At 62.1% G+C, this 17770-nt stretch carries 7 protein-coding genes; 5 read left to right on the top strand and 2 right to left on the bottom strand.

Annotated elements, in window-relative coordinates; genetic code table 11:
* Positions 1-77 precede the first annotated feature (77 nt).
* The 5 genes from pvdM (at position 78) to HX869_RS27735 (ending at position 8009) form a co-directional block, all read left to right on the top strand.
* Complete coding sequence (pvdM, locus tag HX869_RS27755) at positions 78-1427, top strand: pyoverdine-tailoring dipeptidase-like protein PvdM (protein ID WP_008434503.1); 1350 nt, start codon at positions 78-80, stop codon at positions 1425-1427.
* Positions 1428-1454: 27 nt separating this feature from the next.
* Positions 1455-2732: an aminotransferase class V-fold PLP-dependent enzyme gene (locus HX869_RS27750; RefSeq protein WP_178903968.1), complete on the top strand. Its 1278-nt coding sequence runs from the start codon at positions 1455-1457 to the stop codon at positions 2730-2732.
* 31 nt (positions 2733-2763) lie between these two features.
* Entirely contained in the window at positions 2764-3639 is an 876-nt protein-coding gene (locus HX869_RS27745) for a formylglycine-generating enzyme family protein (protein ID WP_003208550.1), read from the top strand.
* 157 nt (positions 3640-3796) lie between these two features.
* Positions 3797-5446 (top strand): cyclic peptide export ABC transporter, encoded by a 1650-nt coding sequence (locus HX869_RS27740; RefSeq protein WP_178903967.1) that lies wholly within the window; start codon positions 3797-3799, stop codon positions 5444-5446.
* A gap of 97 nt (positions 5447-5543) precedes the next feature.
* Entirely contained in the window at positions 5544-8009 is a 2466-nt protein-coding gene (locus HX869_RS27735) for a TonB-dependent siderophore receptor (protein WP_008434507.1), read from the top strand.
* A gap of 50 nt (positions 8010-8059) precedes the next feature.
* Here HX869_RS27735 and HX869_RS27730 read toward each other — a convergent pair whose 3' ends face one another.
* Together HX869_RS27730 and HX869_RS27725 are read right to left on the bottom strand one after the other, a co-directional pair.
* Complete coding sequence (locus tag HX869_RS27730; protein ID WP_178903966.1) at positions 8060-9022, bottom strand: alpha/beta hydrolase; 963 nt, start codon at positions 9020-9022, stop codon at positions 8060-8062.
* Between the two features lie 84 nt (positions 9023-9106).
* The coding region (locus tag HX869_RS27725) for a non-ribosomal peptide synthetase (protein WP_178903965.1) at positions 9107-17770 on the bottom strand (8664 nt) is incomplete at its 5' end.

Here is a 17770-nt window from a genome sequence, read left to right as displayed (position 1 = left end):
CGCCTCCCAGGCTTAAATTTTCCCGGCCATCGCTCGTTCATCCCAGATAGCAAAGGCCTCAACTGACTGAGATGGCAATGACAAAACCACGTTCGAAAAAGGCGTTGTACTTCGGCCTGCCGCTGGTCCTGGCCATTGGCGCCGGGGCCGGGTTCCTGGCTTGGGACCATTGGTTCAGGGGCAATGCCGGGTACCCGTTGGCGGTAATCAAGCAGGCCAATGAGATGCAGGACCGCCTGCTGTCGTTCGACAGTCACATCACCGTGCCGCTCAACTTTGGTACCGCCGGCAACGAAGCCGACAAGGACGGCAGCGGCCAGTTCGACCTGGCCAAGGCCAGCCGGGGGCGCCTGTCGGGTGCAGCCCTGACGATTTTCGGCTGGCCGGAAATGTGGAACGGCCCCAATGCGCCCCACAAGCCCACCGCGGGTTTTGTCGAAGAAGCCCGCCACCAGCAGGAGACTCGCTACAAGATCATCTCCGGCATGGTTCGCGACTTCCCCAACCAAGTGGGCATTGCCTACACCCCGGATGATTTCCGGCGTCTGCATGGCGAAGGCAAGTTTGCGATCTTTATCAGCATGCTCAACGCCTACCCGCTGGGTGATGACCTTAATCAGTTGAACCTGTGGACCGCGCGCGGCATGCGCATGTTCGGCTTCAGCTACATCGGCAACAACGCCTGGTCGGACTCGTCACGCCCACTGCCGTTTTTCAATGACTCACCCGATGCCCTCGACGGCCTCTCGGATATCGGCAAGCAAGCCGTGCATCGCCTCAATGACCTGGGGGTAATCATTGATGTCTCGCAGATGTCCACCAAGGCCCTGGAGCAAGTTGCGCAACTGAGCCGCACACCGATGGTGGCCTCCCACTCGGCGCCACGGGCGTCGGTGGACATACCACGCAACCTCAGCGACAAGGAACTGCAACTGATCAAGAACAGCGGCGGTGTCGTTCAGGTGGTGGGCTTCCCAGCTTACCTGCGCCCCCTCAGCCAGCCCACCCAGGACAAACTCAACGCGTTGCGCGCGCGCTTCGACCTGCCGCCACTGCCCAACCTGGCCGTAGCCCTGATGCCCGGCGACCCGATCATCTCGGCCTGGCCAGAACAAAAGTTTGGCCAATACGCCAGTGCGCTGTACGCCATCCTCGAAGAAGAACCCAAGGCCACCCTCAAGGACTTGGGCGATGCCATCGATTACACCGTGCGCAAGGTTGGCATCGACCACGTCGGCATCGCCTCGGACTTCAACGACGGCGGCGGCCTCAAGGGCTGGGAGAACGTCGGCGAAGTGCGCAACGTGACTGCGGAACTGATCCAGCGCGGCTACTCCGAAGCCGATATCGCCAAGCTCTGGGGAGGCAACTTCCTGCGGGTCTGGGACCAGGTACAAAAAGCTGCCAAGCCATTGGCCAACCGCTGAACCACCCTCAATGAATGAAGTGAATTCATGACCGACCGCCGTACGTTTCTCAAGCAGGCCGGGCTTCTCGCCGCGAGCCTGCCGCTGGGCACTGCCATCATCCCCCAGGCACTGGCAGGCAATGCGGCACCACCTGGCGACCCTTGGGCAGGCTTTCGCCAACTGTTTACCCAGGACCCGGACTACCTGCACTTTTCGAATTTCCTGGTGGCCTCGCACCCCAAGCCGGTGCGTGAGGCCATCGAGCGCTACCGCGCGCAGATCGACCGCAACCCCGGCCTGGCCATGGATTGGGACCTGCAAGAGACATGGAAGCGTGAAGGCCAGGTGCGCGAATGGGCCGGCCGCTACCTGAATGCCAGGCCCGGCCAGATAGCCCTGACCGGCAGCACCTCCGAAGGCCTGGCGATGATTTACGGCGGGATCCAGGTACGCCCCGACCAGGAAATCCTCACCACTGTTCACGAACATTACGCCACCGCCTACAGCCTCGATTTCCGGGTACGCAAGGAAGGCACCCAGGTACGCAAGATCAAATTGTTCGAGAGCGCCCATTCGGTGTCCGTCGATGAAGTGCTCGGTTCTATCGAGCGCAATATCCGCCCCAATACCCGTGTGCTCGGCATGACCTGGGTGCAATCCGGCAGCGGCGTCAAGCTGCCGATCGGCGCGATCGGCAAGCTGGTGGATGAACACAACCGCAACCGTGACGACAAGGACCGCATCCTCTACGTGGTCGATGGTGTGCATGGCTTTGGCGTCGAGAACCTCGACTTCCCGGACATGCATTGCGACTTTTTCATTGCCGGCACCCACAAGTGGATGTTCGGCCCGCGGGGCACCGGGATCATTTGCGCCCGCTCGGAGCAGAACACCGACGTGACACCGATGGTGCCGACCTTCTCCGAAGACACCAACTTCGCCACCACCATGACACCCGGCGGCTACCACGCCTTTGAACATCGCTGGGCTGCGGATGAAGCCTTCAAACTGCACTTGCAGTTGGGCAAGCCGCAGGTACAGGCACGCATTCATCAGCTCAACGACGAACTGAAGACCCAACTGCTGGCGCACTCGAAGATAGAGCTGGTGACACCCCGCAGCAGCGAGTTGTCGGCAGGCTTCACCTTCTTCCGGGTCAACGGCCAGGACAGCCGCGACGTGGCCGCCCACATGATGAAAAACCGGGTAGTGATCGACTCGGTATATCGGGACGCCGGCCCGGTGATTCGCACTTCCCCGGGCCTGCTCAACACATCGGCCGAGATCCAGCGCTTCATGACGTTGCTGAGACAACGGTTGTGACGCCTCTTTTCCATTTCAGCGAGATGCTCCCATGAACCATCACCCGCACCTGAAACCGCTGGCCGCAGTGATTCTGACAACACTGTGCAGTGCCCTGCTACCGGGGCTGGCCCAGGCGGCCACGCCGACACCCGGTAAAGTGTTCAAGGACTGCAAGGACTGCCCGGAAATGGTCGTGTTGCCCGCCGGTACGTTCACCATGGGCACCCCGGAAGACGAAGTGGGCCGCGAGCCTGATGAAGGCCCGATGCACCCGGTCACCTTTGCCAGGCCCTTCGCCATGAGCCGCTTCCAGGTCACCGCCGGCGAGTGGGACAGCTATGTACGCCAGTCCGGGGTCAAGATTGCCAATGGCGATGAACGACCCGGCCGCGAGTGCGTCGCCAGCAAGCCACGCTACCCCCAAGGGCCGCGCCAACCTGCCGTGTGCATGGACTTCGAGGATGTGCAGAACTACGTCGCCTGGCTATCGAAGAAAACCGGCCATCACTACCAGATGGTCAGTGAAGCCCAACGTGAATACGCCGCCCGCGCCGGCTCCACCGGCCCGTTCCCCTTCCCGTTCGACGAGGGCAAGGGCTACAGCATTGCCCAGCATGCCAACACCTACGGCCCGGCGGATGGCTACAGCTACTCGTCCCCGGTGGGCAGCTACCCGCCCAACGCGTTCGGCATGTACGACATGCACGGCAACGTCTACGAGTGGACAGCCGATTGCTACAACGATGATTACGTCGGCGCCCCAAGCGACGGCAGCGCCTGGCTGACCGGTAAATGCCAGTTCAGACGCATCCGCGGCAACGACTGGGGTGAAGCCCCCGTGTTCTCCCGCTCCGGCAACCGCAATGCGTTGGTACCGGACAACCGCGGCGACTGGATCGGCTTTCGCGTCGTGCGGGACCTGTAAGGCAGCCAGCCCTCTAAATTAACCCTCCCCCCAGTCGTTTTACAGGTGTGTGTGACCCGTCATGCAACGCATTGCGGCGCACCACCGCCCTCTATGCCACCCAGGCCGAGCCCGCGACCGAAGCCGGGCCCGGCCGATCTTCAAGCAGGGAACCTCCATGAGCAAACCAACACGTGGGGTGATCAATGAATTGTTCACCCTGCTCAAACCCTTTCGGATGATCGTTGTCGGCTCCATTCTGCTCGGCATGGTCGGCGGCCTCAGCGTCACGGTATTGCTGGCGACCATCAATACCGTGCTGCACGCCGACAACGGCCTGACCAACACCGTGGTCGGCGCCTTTGCCGGCCTCTGCCTGCTGGCACTGGTCAGTTCGATCTTTTCCGATATCGGCACCAATTATGTGGGGCAAAAGATCATCGCCCGGCTGCGCAAGGAGCTTGGGGAAAAAGTCCTGTCGGCGCCCATCGAACAGATTGAGCGCTACCGCAGCCACCGCCTGATCCCGGTGCTCACCCACGACGTCGACACCATCAGCGATTTCGCGTTCGCCTTCGCCCCGCTGGCCATTTCGCTGACCGTCACACTTGGCTGCATGGGTTACCTGGCGATGCTGTCATGGCCGATGTTCTTGATCATGGTGGTCGCGATCATCATCGGCACGGTCGTCCAGTACATCGCCCGGGGCCGGGGAATCAAAGGCTTCATGGAGGCCCGCGACGCCGAAGACGAACTGCAGAAACACTACAATTCCATCGCCGAGGGCGCCAAGGAGTTGCGCATCCATCGTCCGCGCAGGCACCGCATGTTTGTGTCGGGGATAGAAAGTACCGCCGACAAAATCTGCGACACACAAATTCGTTCGGTGAATATTTTCGTCGTCGCCAAGACCCTCGGCTCCATGCTGTTTTTCGTGGTCATCGGGCTGGCACTCGCCCTGCAATCACTGTGGCCGAGTGCCGACAAATCAGTGATGAGCGGCTTTGTGCTGGTGCTGCTGTACATGAAAGGGCCGCTGGAGCATCTGATCGGCACCCTGCCAATCGTCAGCCGCGCGCAGATCGCATTCCGCCGTATCGCCGCGCTGTCGGAGCAGTTTTCCTCGCCCGAACCCCACCTGCTGCTCAGCGACCAAGGCAACCAGAGTACGCCGGTGCAGAGCCTGGAATTGACGGACGTGTCCTACAGTTTCCCCGCCACCGAAGGCAGCGCACCGTTTCGCCTGGGCCCGGTCAACCTGAAGATCGAGCAAGGCGACATCATCTTCATTGTCGGCGAAAACGGTTGCGGCAAGACCACCCTGATCAAGCTGCTGCTAGGCCTGTACGCCCCGCAGCAGGGGGAAATCCGCCTCAACGGGCAGCCCGTGACGGCAGTGACACGTGACGACTATCGCCAGTTGTTCACCACGATCTTCGCTGACTACTACCTGTTCGACGACGTGGTGCAGGGCGATACCCATATTCCCGAAGATGCCAACCAATACCTGCAGCGCCTGGAAATCGGCCACAAGGTCAGCGTGCGTGACGGTTCGTTCACCACCACCGACCTGTCCACCGGCCAGCGCAAGCGCCTGGCGCTGGTCAATGCATGGCTGGAGGAACGCCCGGTGCTGGTGTTTGACGAATGGGCCGCAGACCAGGACCCGACCTTCCGGCGGATTTTCTACACCGAGCTGCTGCCGGATCTCAAGCGCCTGGGCAAAACCATCATCGTGATTTCCCACGACGATCGTTACTTCGACATTGCCGACCAACTGGTGCGCATGGAAGCCGGGAAAGTAGCCACCGAACTGCAACCGGCATGAATAAGTTAGATTCTCATTCTGGTTTTTTCGGCCTCGTGCGTCTAATTAAGAATCGCTAACAACTACGCAACCATTAAAACCAGTAAGAGTGAGCACAATGTCAGCAATTGCGGGGATTCCACGTTTTACCAAAGCCTTGTTCATGCGCCGTATGCTGCAGCCGGGCTTCAGCGCCACCGCGTTCAGCATGGCGCTGGCGTTGCCGTTCAGTGCGCAGGTTCAGGCCCAGGAGATCAACTTCAATATCCCGGCACAATCACTGGCAAGCGCCCTGCAGGCGCTGGGCACCCAGTCGAACATGCAAGTGCTGTACAGCGCCGATGATGTAAAGGGCCAGCACAGCCAGCCGGTGAGCGGCCGGTTGTCGCCTGAACAGGCGTTGTCGCAGATGCTGGTGGGGACCGGCGCTGTGTTCACCGTTCAAGCCAACACCGTCACCGTACGTGCCCGGGCAACGGGTGATTCACTGGAGCTGGGTGCCACCACCATCAGTGGCCAGGCTGTCGAATCGGCCTACGGCCCCGTGGACGGCTACGTTGCCACCCGCAGCGCCACCGGCACCAAGACCGATACGCCCCTCCTGGAAATCCCGCAAACCGTCAACGTGGTCACCGCTAAACAGATCGAAACCCAGGGCGCACTCAACCTGACCCAGGCCTTGCGCTACACGCCAGGCCTGAACACCGGCGGCTTCACCGACCGCAATGCGATCGCCGACGAAATCACCAGCCGTGGCTTCGCCCCTACCCAGCTGTACCTGGACGGCGCTTACTTGCCCTATGCCGGCAGCCTCGGCGGCGCCCCGCAAATCGATCCGTATACCCTGGAGCGCATCGAAGTGCTCAAGGGCCCATCGTCGGTGCTCTTTGGCCAGAACCAGCCGGGCGGCCTGATCAACATGGTCTCCAAGCGACCGACCACCGAACAACGCAGCGAGGTCAAGATCGGTGCCGGCAGCTACAACCGGGTCAACGGCGCATTCGACACCAGCGGCCCGCTCGACGATCAGAAAGAGTTCAGCTATCGCATCGTCGGCGTCGCGAAGAAAGGCAACCAGCAGGTCGATCATACCCACAGCGAACGCATGCTGCTGGCACCCAGCCTGACCTGGGCCCCGAACGACGACACATCCCTGACCGTACTGGCGCAGATCCAGCGGGACCGAGGCCTGGAAGACTATCAGGCGTTGCCAATGATCGGCTCTCTCGAGCGCGGCCCCAACGGCAAACGCATCGACCGCAACTTCTTCTCCGGCGACTCGAAATACAACGACTACAAACGTGACCAGTTCATCCTGGGCTACGACTTGACCCACAGCTTCAGCGAAAACCTGAAAGGTCGCTCCACCGCCCGCTACACCGACGTACGCGACGACTACAAAGGCTTCTACCTGCGCAGCTTCGTCACCGATGCAGTCACCGGCGCGGTCGACCAGACCCGGGCCAACCGTGTCAAACTCGACTGGCGCCAGCACAACACCGCCTACACCATCGATAACAACCTGGAATACAAATTCAACACCGGCGCGCTGGAGCACACCACCCTGGTCGGCCTGGACTATCGCAACTTCAACCGCAAATACACCGGCTACAACGCCTACAACGTACTGCCGATCAACCTCTACGGCGAAAACAACAACTACGACACCAGCAGCGTGACCCCGGAAAAAACCACCAAGTGGGACAACACCGTGCGCCAGACCGGCGTCTACCTGCAGGACCAGATCAAACTGGACAAGTGGATCCTGACCATTGGTGGCCGTCAGGACTGGGCCGAAGTTGAAAACAAGGACCTGATTGCAAACTCCATCACCGAACAGCGTGACAACAAGTTCACCGGCCGTGTCGGCCTGACCTATGTCACCGACTTCGGGCTGGCGCCGTACGTCAGCTACTCCGAATCCTTCCTGCCGACCGTTGGCACTACCGCGCCCGAACGTGGCGGCAAGGCCTTCGCGCCGACCGAAGGCGAACAGTACGAAGTGGGTGTGAAGTACCAGCCGTTCGAGAAGACGCTGATCACGGCTTCCGTGTACCAGATCAAGCAGAAAAACGTGTTGAGCCAGGATAACGAGTACACCCAGTACTCGGTCCAGCAAGGCCAGGTTCGCTCCCGCGGTGTCGAACTGGAAGTCAAATCGTCGATTGCCAACGTCGACGTACTGGCTGCTGCGTCCTACCTCGACGCGTTCTACATCAAGAACAACTACGGCAACACCGGTAACCGCACCGAGCAACAGGCACCGGTTTCGGCATCGCTGTGGGTTGACTACCACTTCACCCAGGCGGTGCTCAATGGCCTGACCTTCGGTGCCGGCGCCCGCTACACCGGCCCCAAACCCGGTGATGCTGCCAACTCGTTCGAGGTCCCGGGCTTTGTGGTCTATGACACCACCGTCAGCTACGACCTGAGCAAGGTATCGCCAAGCCTGCGTGGCGTGGAGACCAGCCTGAACGTGCAGAACGTGTTCAACCGCGAGTACGTGTCCCACTGCAACTACTCGTTCGGCTGCTACTACGGCCAGGAACGCGTCGCCTCGGTTGACGTGACGTACAACTTCTAGGCAACACCCACAAAAAAACCGGGCCTGGCCCGGTTTTTTTGTGCCTGTTCTCAAGCTGCCAGCGCGGCTCGCAATGCCAGGGTCAATTGACCGTACACCTCGTCGATATCCGGCACCACGCTCTGCAGGCGCAGGAAATCGTGAATCAACCCGGCGTACTCGATCACTTCCACCGCTACCCCCTGTTCCTGCAACCGTCGGGCATAGGCACGCCCTTCATCCAGCAGCGGGTCATGACCGGCCAACGCAATCAGCGCCGGTGGCATGCCCGGGTACCCCGGCGCCAGCAATGGCGAGAAGCGCCAGTCAAGACGATCCGCCGCCTCCCGGGCGTAATGCCGGTAGAACCATTCCAGTGTCTCGGTCTCCAGCAGATAGCCCTCGCCGAACAGCTCGGTCGACGGGCTATTGGTAGAAGCGTCCGTCACCGGATAGCACAGCAGTTGCCAGCAGGGTTTAATTGCCAGCGTCGCGGGCTCGAGCACCGACTGCAACGCCAGCACCGTCGCCAGCGTGGCCCCCACACTGTCGCCACCGAAAGCCACGCGGGTGAGGTCCAGGCCTTCGGCTGCAGCGTTATCGGCCAGCCAGGCCAGGGCATCGGCGCCATCGTTCAGCGGCGTCGGGAACCTGTGCTCCGGCGCCAGTCGATAACCCACTGAAACCACCGCACACGGAGTTCTGGCGCAGAATTCGCGGCACACCCCGTCATGGGATTCCAGGCTGCCGACCACGTAGCCACCGCCATGGAAGTACACCAGCACCGGCAGGCTCTGCGCCGAAACGTCAGCGGGACGGTACACACGCAACGCCAGCGTCGCGCCATCGCGTGCCGTGAATTCGATGTGGCTGCAGCGCACCTGCGCAGGCGCCTGCCAGCGCAGTTGCGCGGTGGTGCGCTCGAACGCCTCACGAGCTTGGGCGGGCGTTGACAGGTGAAACGGCCCAGGACCGTCCGCCTGGCTTTCTTGCGCCAGGTCGAGGAAGGCATTGAGTTCCGGATGCAAGGACATCGCAGGTTTCCTTATGAAAAAGCCACAGACGAAAGAGGAGCCACAAGGGCCCCTCTTTGTATAACGATGGATCGGCCTCAATCCTTAAGCCGCTTGTGCCACGCAATGCTCGATCAGCGCCTCCAGTTCGGCCTGGTACTCTCGCATCAACTGTTCGACGGTTTCGGCACGGTAGCGGCGCGTGCTGAAAATACAGCGCATCGCCAGGCGTCCGTCATACACCTGCCCCACCACTTCCAGCCAATTGCCCAGGGCCGCCTGCGGGCTGTAGCAACTGCCATAGCTCTCCTGAGCCGGCACCAGCATCGCCTTGTCATCGAAGCTCTGGTCGAACTGCCCCAGGTAGTTGAAGGTGACACGCGCCTGGGGTGCCAGGCGCAAGGTATCGGCCATCGACACACCGCTCATGTGACGCAGGATGCCGTAGCCCAGGCCCTTGTTCGGTACGGCCGCCAATTGCCGCTGCACCGCACGCACCGAGCTCCCGATATCAGCCCCGGCACCGGGTGCCAGGCGCACCGGGAACATGCTGGTGAACCAGCCCAGGCTGCGGCTCAGGTCGATGTCCTTGACCAGGTCTTCGCGGCCATGGCCTTCGAGCTGGATCAATACCGAAGGCTGCCCGCTCCAGCGGCACAACACCCGGCTCAGCGCGGCGAGCAACACATCGTTGATCTGCGTCTGGTAGACCGCAGGCACTTGCTTGAGCAACTGCTGGGTATGTTCCTGCGACAGGCCCATCAGCGCGACCGACTGGTACTGCACCTGGTTCTTGCCACGCGGGTTATCGCACGGTAGCTCACTGCCCGGCTGGTCGATCTGCTCAAGCCACCAGGCTTGCTCCTGCGCCGGATAATTCGCCGCGTACGCTTGCAGCCCCTCGGCCCAGGCCCGGTAGCTGCTGGTACGAATCGGCAGGGCCGGCGCCTGGCCATTGCGGTAAGCCTCATAAGCGACCTGCAAATCCTGCAGCAGCAAACGCCAGGAAACGGTGTCGATCACCAAATGATGGATCACCATCAATACCCGCACCTGGCCATCGCCCAACGTCACATGAGCGGTACGCCACACCGGCCCGTCTTGCAGGTCCAGGCTGCGCTGTACCTGTTCGGCGTACAGCTCAAGCTCCGCTTCATCGGCCACGGTGTGTTGCCATAACAAGGGCTCAGTGGCCCATTGCGCCTGCATGTCCTCCAGCGGCTGGTAATGCTGGTAATAGCGTGCGCCCACCTCACGAAAGCGCAGGCGCAGGGCGTCGTGCTGCTTCAACATGCAGCGCAATGCCAGCTCCAGCGCCGGCAGATTCAGCGCCTGGCGTGCACGCAGCATCAATGCCTGGTTGTAATGGTGCGGCTCGCTCATACGCTGGTCGAACAGCCACTGCTGGATCGGAATCAGGTTGAACTGGCCCTCGGCGGCCACCTGCGAAACATCCTCGATCAGCGTGGCGACGGTGCTTGAACGCTGCTCGAAAATCGCCTCGATGGTCTGCCCGCGCATCAGGTCCCGCAGCTTGAGGTCCATCTTCAGTTCAGGGTGGTTGCGTACCCGCGAGACGACTTGCAGGCTGAGGATCGAGTCACCGCCCAACTCGAAGAAGTTGTCGGTGATGCCCACGCGCTCCACTTGCAACACATCAGCCCAGACCTGTGCCAGCAGTTGCTCGTCACGAGTACGGCCGGGAACATACTCGCCGCCCTTGAATTCAGGCTCCGGCAAGGCCTGGCGATCCAGCTTGCCGTTGGGCGTGACAGGCAGCGCCGCCATGCAGATGACCTGGGTGGGCACCATGTAATCCGGCAATTGCGCGCGCAAGTCCGCCTTGAGGCGATCACCGATGGCCATGCCATCGGGCGTCACCACATAACCGATCAGTTGCTTGCCCGACGCACTGTCACGGGCGATCACCAACGCGTCACTGACATCGTCCAGTTGCCGCAGGCTCGCCTCGATTTCCCCCAGTTCAATGCGAAAGCCCCGGACCTTGATCTGGTGGTCAATACGCCCGACGTAATCAAGCACACCATCAACACGCTGGCGTACCAGGTCGCCGCTGCGGTAGAGGCGATCGCCCGGCGACCCGAACGGGTCCGGCACAAAGCGCTCGGCACTCAGGTCCGGACGACGGTAATAGCCGCGGGCAATGCCCTGTCCGCCGATGTAGAGCTCACCGGCAATCCCCGGCGGCAGCGGGTTGAGGTCTTCGTCCAGCACGTACAGCGCGCGCTCGCCGACAGCACGCCCGATCGGCGCATAGGCGGCCTCGCACCGGGTGTCGACCGGGACCTTCCAGAGCATCGGCGTGACCACGGTTTCGGTGGGGCCATAGCCGTTGGTAAAGAACTGTGGACGCAGTGCCGCTTTCACTTGTTCGAAGGTCTGGTCCGGCACCGCATCGCCACCGAAGCAATACACCCGTACCGCGGGTGGTTCCTGTTGGCTATGGGCCGCGTACTCGGCCAACTGCTTGAGGTAGGCCGGCGGGAAACAGGCAATCGTGATGCCGTGTTGATGCAAGGCGTCGAAGGTCTGCTCCGGTGTCCACAGGCTGGCATCGCGGATCACCAGCGTGCCCCCGCTCAATAGCGTACTGAGCCAGCGCTCATGAGCGCCGTCGAAGGCAAATGACATGAAATGCAGCTCGCGGGTGCGCTCATCCATGTCATACAGCCCGGCGATGGCCTGGCAATGCATGCTCATCGGCCCATGCGCCACTGCCACGCCTTTCGGCCGACCGGTGGAGCCCGAGGTATAAATCAAGTAGGCCAGATTGGCGCCCAGCAAACTGCTGGCGGGCGGCGTGTCGCTGTAGCCGGCGCGGTCAAACGTGTCGATGGCCAGCTGCGCCAGGCCTTCCACCGCCGGAAGGCGCGCCTGCACCTGGCTATGGGTCAGCAACAGCGCCATCGCCGAGTCTTGCATCATGAACGCCAGGCGTTCGGGCGGATAGTCGATGTCCAACGGCACATAAGCCGCGCCGCTTTTCATCACCGCCAGTAACGCCACGATCATCTCGACGGAGCGCTCCAGGGCCACCCCGACCACCACTTCCGGCCCAGCCCCCAGCTCGATCAAGCGATGGGCCAGGCCATTGGCTCGACGTTCCAGCTCACCGTAGCTCAGCGAATCGCCCCCACACACCAGTGCCGTCGCCTCGCCACGCGAATCGGCATGGCGTGCGATCAGTTCCGGCAAGAGCTGCGCGTGATAGCTGGCATTCGGCGCCGCACTCCACTGCTCAAAGGCTCGCCACTGCTCGGCCCCAAGGCGCTGAAGGTTGCCCAGGCGCGCCGTCGGCGTAACGATCATGGCCTCGAGGGTGTCTTCCATGCAGCGGCGAATCTGCTCTACCGCCTCGACACTGAAGGCATTGCGCAGGAACAGATATTCGATCGACAACTGTTCGCCGAGATTGACCGCCAGGTCCATCGCAAAGTTGGTCACGTCATGGTTACGCGACTCGCCGAAACTCAGGCCGGTGTCCTGTTGCTCACCCAGGCGCTCATCGATCGGGTAGTTTTCAAACACGATGATGCTGTCGAACAGCCCTTGCCCACCCAGCCCCGACCAGCGCTGGATATCCGCCAGCGGCGCGTGTGCGTGCTCACGGATGTCCATGTTGCAGGCCTGCAACGCTTGCAGCCACTGATCCAGCGGCTGCGCGGGTTCCAGGGTCTGGATCACCGGTAGCGTATTGATGAACAGCCCCAGGATGTTGTCGGCATTGGCCAACCCCGCAGGACGGCCAGCCACGGTGGCACCGAACACCACAGTGTTCTGCCCGGTAAAGCGTTGCAGCAACAACAGCCACGCGCCCTGGATCAGCGTGTTGGGGGTGATTTGCAAGGCGCGGCAAGCCTGTTGCAGGCGTGCGGTTTGCACCGCATCCCAACGTGAGTAAAGCGCTTGGTGCCCGGGCAAATCCTCGACATGCCGCGGGAACATCGCCTGGTTCAGCGAAGTGGCCTGCTCCAGCGTTGCAAGACGGCTTCTCCAGAAGCCCTCCAGCGCCCGTTGATCCTGGCGTTGCAGCCATTCGATGAACTCGCGGTAACGACCGTTGCGTGTCGGCACGTGGCCCTGGGCATAAAACTGCATTACCTCGCCAAACAGTCGCGAACTGCTCCAGCCGTCCATCAGGATGTGATGGCAGGTCCAGATCATCTGGTAGCGGTCGTCCTCAAGCCGCAGCAACAGCACACGCTGCAACGGCGCACGGGCCAGATCGAACCCTTGCAGGTAATCAGCCGTTGCGCGCTCGCCGATCGCCTGTTCGCTGATGTCCCGGCCGCGCCAGTCTTCGATCAGCAGCGGCAATTCGGCCTGGCGGTGGACAATTTGCACCGGGGCGCTCAAGCCATCCTGCCAGTGAAAGCTGGTCCGCAGAATGTCCTCACGCTCAATCACCGATTGCCAGGCTGCGGCGAAGCGTTCGGTATCCAGCCCGTGTACCGGCAGGCTGATCTGGTTGATGTACAAACCGCTGCTGTCGTCGGCCAGGGTGTGGAACAGCATGCCTTCTTGCATCGGTGACAACGCATAGACGTCTTGCACCTGCGCCACGGGCACCGGCAAGCCGTCAAGGTGCGCCTGGGTCAAACGGGCCAGCGGGAAGTCAGACGGCGTCAGGCCCTGATGCTCTTCGCCGCAGCAATGCTCGATCAGTGCCTGCAACGCGACGCCGTAGGCATCGGCCAATTGCTGGACGGTGGCCTCATCAAAAACTTCGCGGCTGAAGGTCCAGTCCAGGGACAACTGGCCGTTGTACACCCGGCCATCGATGGTCAGCCAGTTGCCCAGCGCCACGTCATCAGCGTGCCCAGCCCCGCTGCCCTCCTCGCTCGGCGCGAATAACGCCTGCTCATCAAAGCTCTGGTCGAACTGGCCGAGGTAGTTGAAGGTAATCCGGGCCTGCGCGAGTTTCGCCAGACGCGAGCGGACATCCTCTGCACCGAGGTAACGCAGCACGCCATAACCCAGGCCCTTGTTCGGCACCGCGCGCAGCTGTTCCTTGATGCCCTTGATGGTGTCTGCCGCGTGCACCGATGGGGTCAATACCACCGGGAACAGGCTGGTGAACCAGCCCAACGTGCGGCTCAGGTCGACGTCGCCGAACAGTTCCTCACGGCCATGGCCTTCCAGTTGCACCAGGCACGCAGGTTGCGCAGTCCACTGGCAAATCACCTGCGCCAGGGCACTGAGCAAAAGGTCGTTGACCTGGGTGCGATAGGCCGACGGTGCCTGCTTGAGCAGGCGCCGAGTCTGTTCTGTATCCAGACGCGTGTTGACCGAATGGCCATGCACCGAAGCCTGGCTGCCCTCAGGCCGCGCCCGTGGCAGTTCCGGCAACGCATGGGCCTGTTGCCCGGTCCAGTAACTCAACTCCCGAGCCAGCCCTTCGCTGTGGGCGTAGCCCTGCAACTGCTCGGCCCACGCCTTGAACGCGGTGGACTTGGGTGGCAACACCACAGGCTGGTTTACCGCCAGCTGCCGGTAGGCCGTTTGCAAGTCTTCCAGCAGCACGCGCCACGACACACCGTCCATCACCAGATGGTGAATCGCCAGATGCAGGCGCGAACTGCCGTCCTGCACTGCGATCAGGCTGCAACGCAGCAGCGGGCCGTGTTGCAGGTCGAGGCTGCGTTGCGCCTGGTTGGCAATGGCGATGATCTCATCGGCGTTCTCTGCCTGGCGCTGCCAGAGGCCTACCGGTTGCGCGCCGACGGCCTCATGGCTGGCCTGCCAGGTACCATCGCCCGATTGCACGAAGCGCAAGCGCAAGGCGTCATGATGGGCCACCACGTGCTCAAGGGCCTGCTGCAGACATGCGCCGTCCAATGGCTCGCGCGGGGTCAGCATCAGCGACTGGTTCCAGTGGTCACGGTGCGCCATGTCATTGGCGAAGAACCAGTGCTGCATCGGTACCAGATGGCTGTCACCGCTGACCGGCCCCTGATCGATCGTTGCGGCTTGATCGGCGCTCGCAGCCCGGGCCAGCGCCTGGATGTTCTGGTGCAGGAACAGGTCCTTGGGGGCCAGGCCGATTCCCAGCTGACGTGCACGGCTGACCACTTGAATCGAATTGATCGAGTCACCGCCCAAGGCGAAGAAGTTATCGGCAGTGCCCACCCGGGCCACGCCGAGCACGGCTTGCCAGATCTCGACCAGGACACTTTCGACTGCATTGGCGGGAGCCACGAAGTCCTGCTGTACCTCAGCCATGTCTGGCACCGGGAGAGCCTTGCGGTCGAGTTTGCCGTTGGGGCTCAGGGGCATTTTTTCCAGCGGCGTCAGGTGCGTCGGCACCATGTGTTCCGGCAGGGTCTGGCGCAGATGCGCTGTCAGCGCCTCGCGCAGTGCCGGCCAGTCGCTGGCGGCGCCAGGCTGGGTAACGACGTAGCCACTCAGGGCTTTGCCGTTGCGGCTGTCCTGCGCCACCACCACGGCTTCGCGCACGGCCCCGTGCTCCAGCAAACGGGCCTCGATTTCACCCAGCTCGATACGAAAACCGCGGATTTTCACCTGATGGTCGATACGGCCAATGTAATCAATCACCCCGTCAACGCGGTAACGGGCCAAGTCGCCCGTGCGGTACAGCCGTGCACCCGCGACAAACGGGCTTGCCACGAATCGTTCGGCCGTCAGCTCCGGGCGACGGTGGTACCCACGCGCCAGTCCCTGGCCGCTGAGGTACAGTTCGCCATTGACGCCGCAGGGCACCGGGTTGAGCTCGGCGTCGAGAATGTAGGTCATCAAGTTCGCAATCGGCTCGCCGATGGGCACTGCGTCACGGCCCTCGTCACGACAGGTCCAGTGGGTGACGTCAATTGCGGCTTCGGTAGGGCCGTAGAGATTGAACAGCCCCGCGCCCGGCAGCTTGGCGAAGACCTGCTGCTGCGCATCGATCGGCAACGCTTCGCCACTGCAAACGATACGGGTGAGGCTGGTGCAGCGGCTGACATTGGCATCCAGCACGAACGCTTGCAGCATCGACGGGACGAAATGCAGGGTAGTAATGCCCTCGCGCTCGATCAATTGGACCAGCTTCTGTGGATCGCGATGATCCCCAGGCGACGCCACGACCAAGCGGATGCCGGTCATAAGCGGCCAGAAAAACTCCCAGACGGACACATCGAAGCTGAACGGCGTTTTTTGCAGCACGCGGTCGTCGGCGTGCAACCCGTAGGCCTGTTGCATCCAGCACAACCGGTTGGTCAGGGCACCGTGGCTGTTGCCAGCCCCTTTGGGTTTGCCAGTGGATCCGGAGGTGTAAATCACATAGGCGAGGTTTTGCGCGACGGCCCGCGACTCGGGGTTGCCTTGCGCCTCACCGGCCAGCCAGGCATCGTCACCATCGAGTATCAGCGTGCGCACCCGTTCCGGCAGCGGCAAGGTTGCGACCAGCGCTTGCTGGGTCAGCAACCATTCGATGCCGCTGTCGTCGATCATGTAGGACAGGCGTTCCGGCGGGTATTCCGGGTCCAGCGGTACATAGGCGCCGCCGGCCTTCAGGATCGCCAACAGGCCCACCACCATTTCCAGGCTGCGGTGCAGTGCAATGCCCACCAGCACATCGGGGCCTACGCCACGCGCGATCAAGGCATGAGCCAATCGGTTGGCCCGCGCGTTGAGCTGGGCATAGGTCAACGACTGCCCCTCGAACACCAACGCCACGGCATGCGGGGCCCGCTCCACCTGGGCTTCGATCAAGTGGTGCACCGGCTGGTGGTTCGGGTAGTGGGCGAACGTGCGGTTCCAGTCCTCAACCATCATCCGGCGCTGCACCGCATCGAGCATCGGTAATTCGGCGATGCGCTGGGTGGGGTTGGCCACAATCGCGCGCAGCAGGTTCAGCCAGTGTTCGCCCAGGCGTGCGACGGTGGCTGGCTCAAACAAGTCAGAGGCATAGGACAGTGCGGCACTGATGCCTTCGCTGTACTCGAACGTATCCAGGGAGAGGTCGAACTGCACGCTGCCCGAATCCCAGGTCAATTGCTCCAGGCTCAACCCCGGCAGTTCAATCGCCTCGCGACGAGCATCACTGGCATGGTTGAACATGGCCTGGAACAACGGCGTATGGCTCAGGTTGCGTGCAGGTGCAAGCAGCTCCACCAGTTGCTCGAACGGCAGGTCCTGATGGGCCTGTGCTCCCAGTACCCGCTGCTTGACCTGATGAAGCAATTGGTCAAAGCGCAGGTGCCCCTCAATGTCGGCCCGGAGTACCTGGGTGTTGACGAAGAAACCCAGCATCCCTTCGGTTTCCAGGCGATTGCGGTTGGCAATCGGTACCCCGACACGAATATCCTGCTGCCCGCTGTAGCGGTGCAACAAGGTCTGGAAGCCGGCCAGCAGCAGCATGAACAGTGTGGTGTTTTGCTGCTGCGCCAGGCGCTTGAGACTCTCGGCCAGGGACGGCTCGAGGGTGATCGGCAGCCGGGCCCCACGATAGCTTTGCTGAACCGGACGTGGATGGTCGGTTGGCAGTTCAAGGACCGGTTGCTCGCCGCCCAACTGTTCTGTCCAGTAGCTGAGCTGACGTTGCTGCTCACCCGCCGCCAGCCACTGACGCTGCCACTGTGCGTAATCGGCATACTGGATCGGCAGTGCCGCCAACGCCGCCGGTTGGCCTTGACTGAAGCCGCGGTATAACTGCATCAGCTCATCGATCATGACCCGCATCGACCAGGCATCCGACACGATGTGGTGCTGGGTCAGGATCAGCACGTGATCTTCAGCGCCCAGTTGCAA

It is taken from the genome of Pseudomonas sp. P7779, assembly GCF_013386315.1.
Taxonomy (GTDB): Bacteria; Pseudomonadota; Gammaproteobacteria; order Pseudomonadales; family Pseudomonadaceae; genus Aquipseudomonas.
This window is presented reverse-complemented; position numbering and strand designations above follow the sequence as displayed.

Bases quoted from the DNA above. Each gene is read 5' to 3' on its own strand.
- pvdM (WP_008434503.1), top strand. From the start codon at position 78: ATGACAAAACCACGTTCGAAAAAGGCGTTGTACTTCGGCCTGCCGCTG.
- HX869_RS27750 (WP_178903968.1), top strand. From the start codon at position 1,455: ATGACCGACCGCCGTACGTTTCTCAAGCAGGCCGGGCTTCTCGCCGCG.
- HX869_RS27745 (WP_003208550.1), top strand. From the start codon at position 2,764: ATGAACCATCACCCGCACCTGAAACCGCTGGCCGCAGTGATTCTGACA.
- HX869_RS27740 (WP_178903967.1), top strand. From the start codon at position 3,797: ATGAGCAAACCAACACGTGGGGTGATCAATGAATTGTTCACCCTGCTC.
- HX869_RS27735 (WP_008434507.1), top strand. From the start codon at position 5,544: ATGTCAGCAATTGCGGGGATTCCACGTTTTACCAAAGCCTTGTTCATG.
- HX869_RS27730 (WP_178903966.1), bottom strand. From the start codon at position 9,022: ATGTCCTTGCATCCGGAACTCAATGCCTTCCTCGACCTGGCGCAAGAA.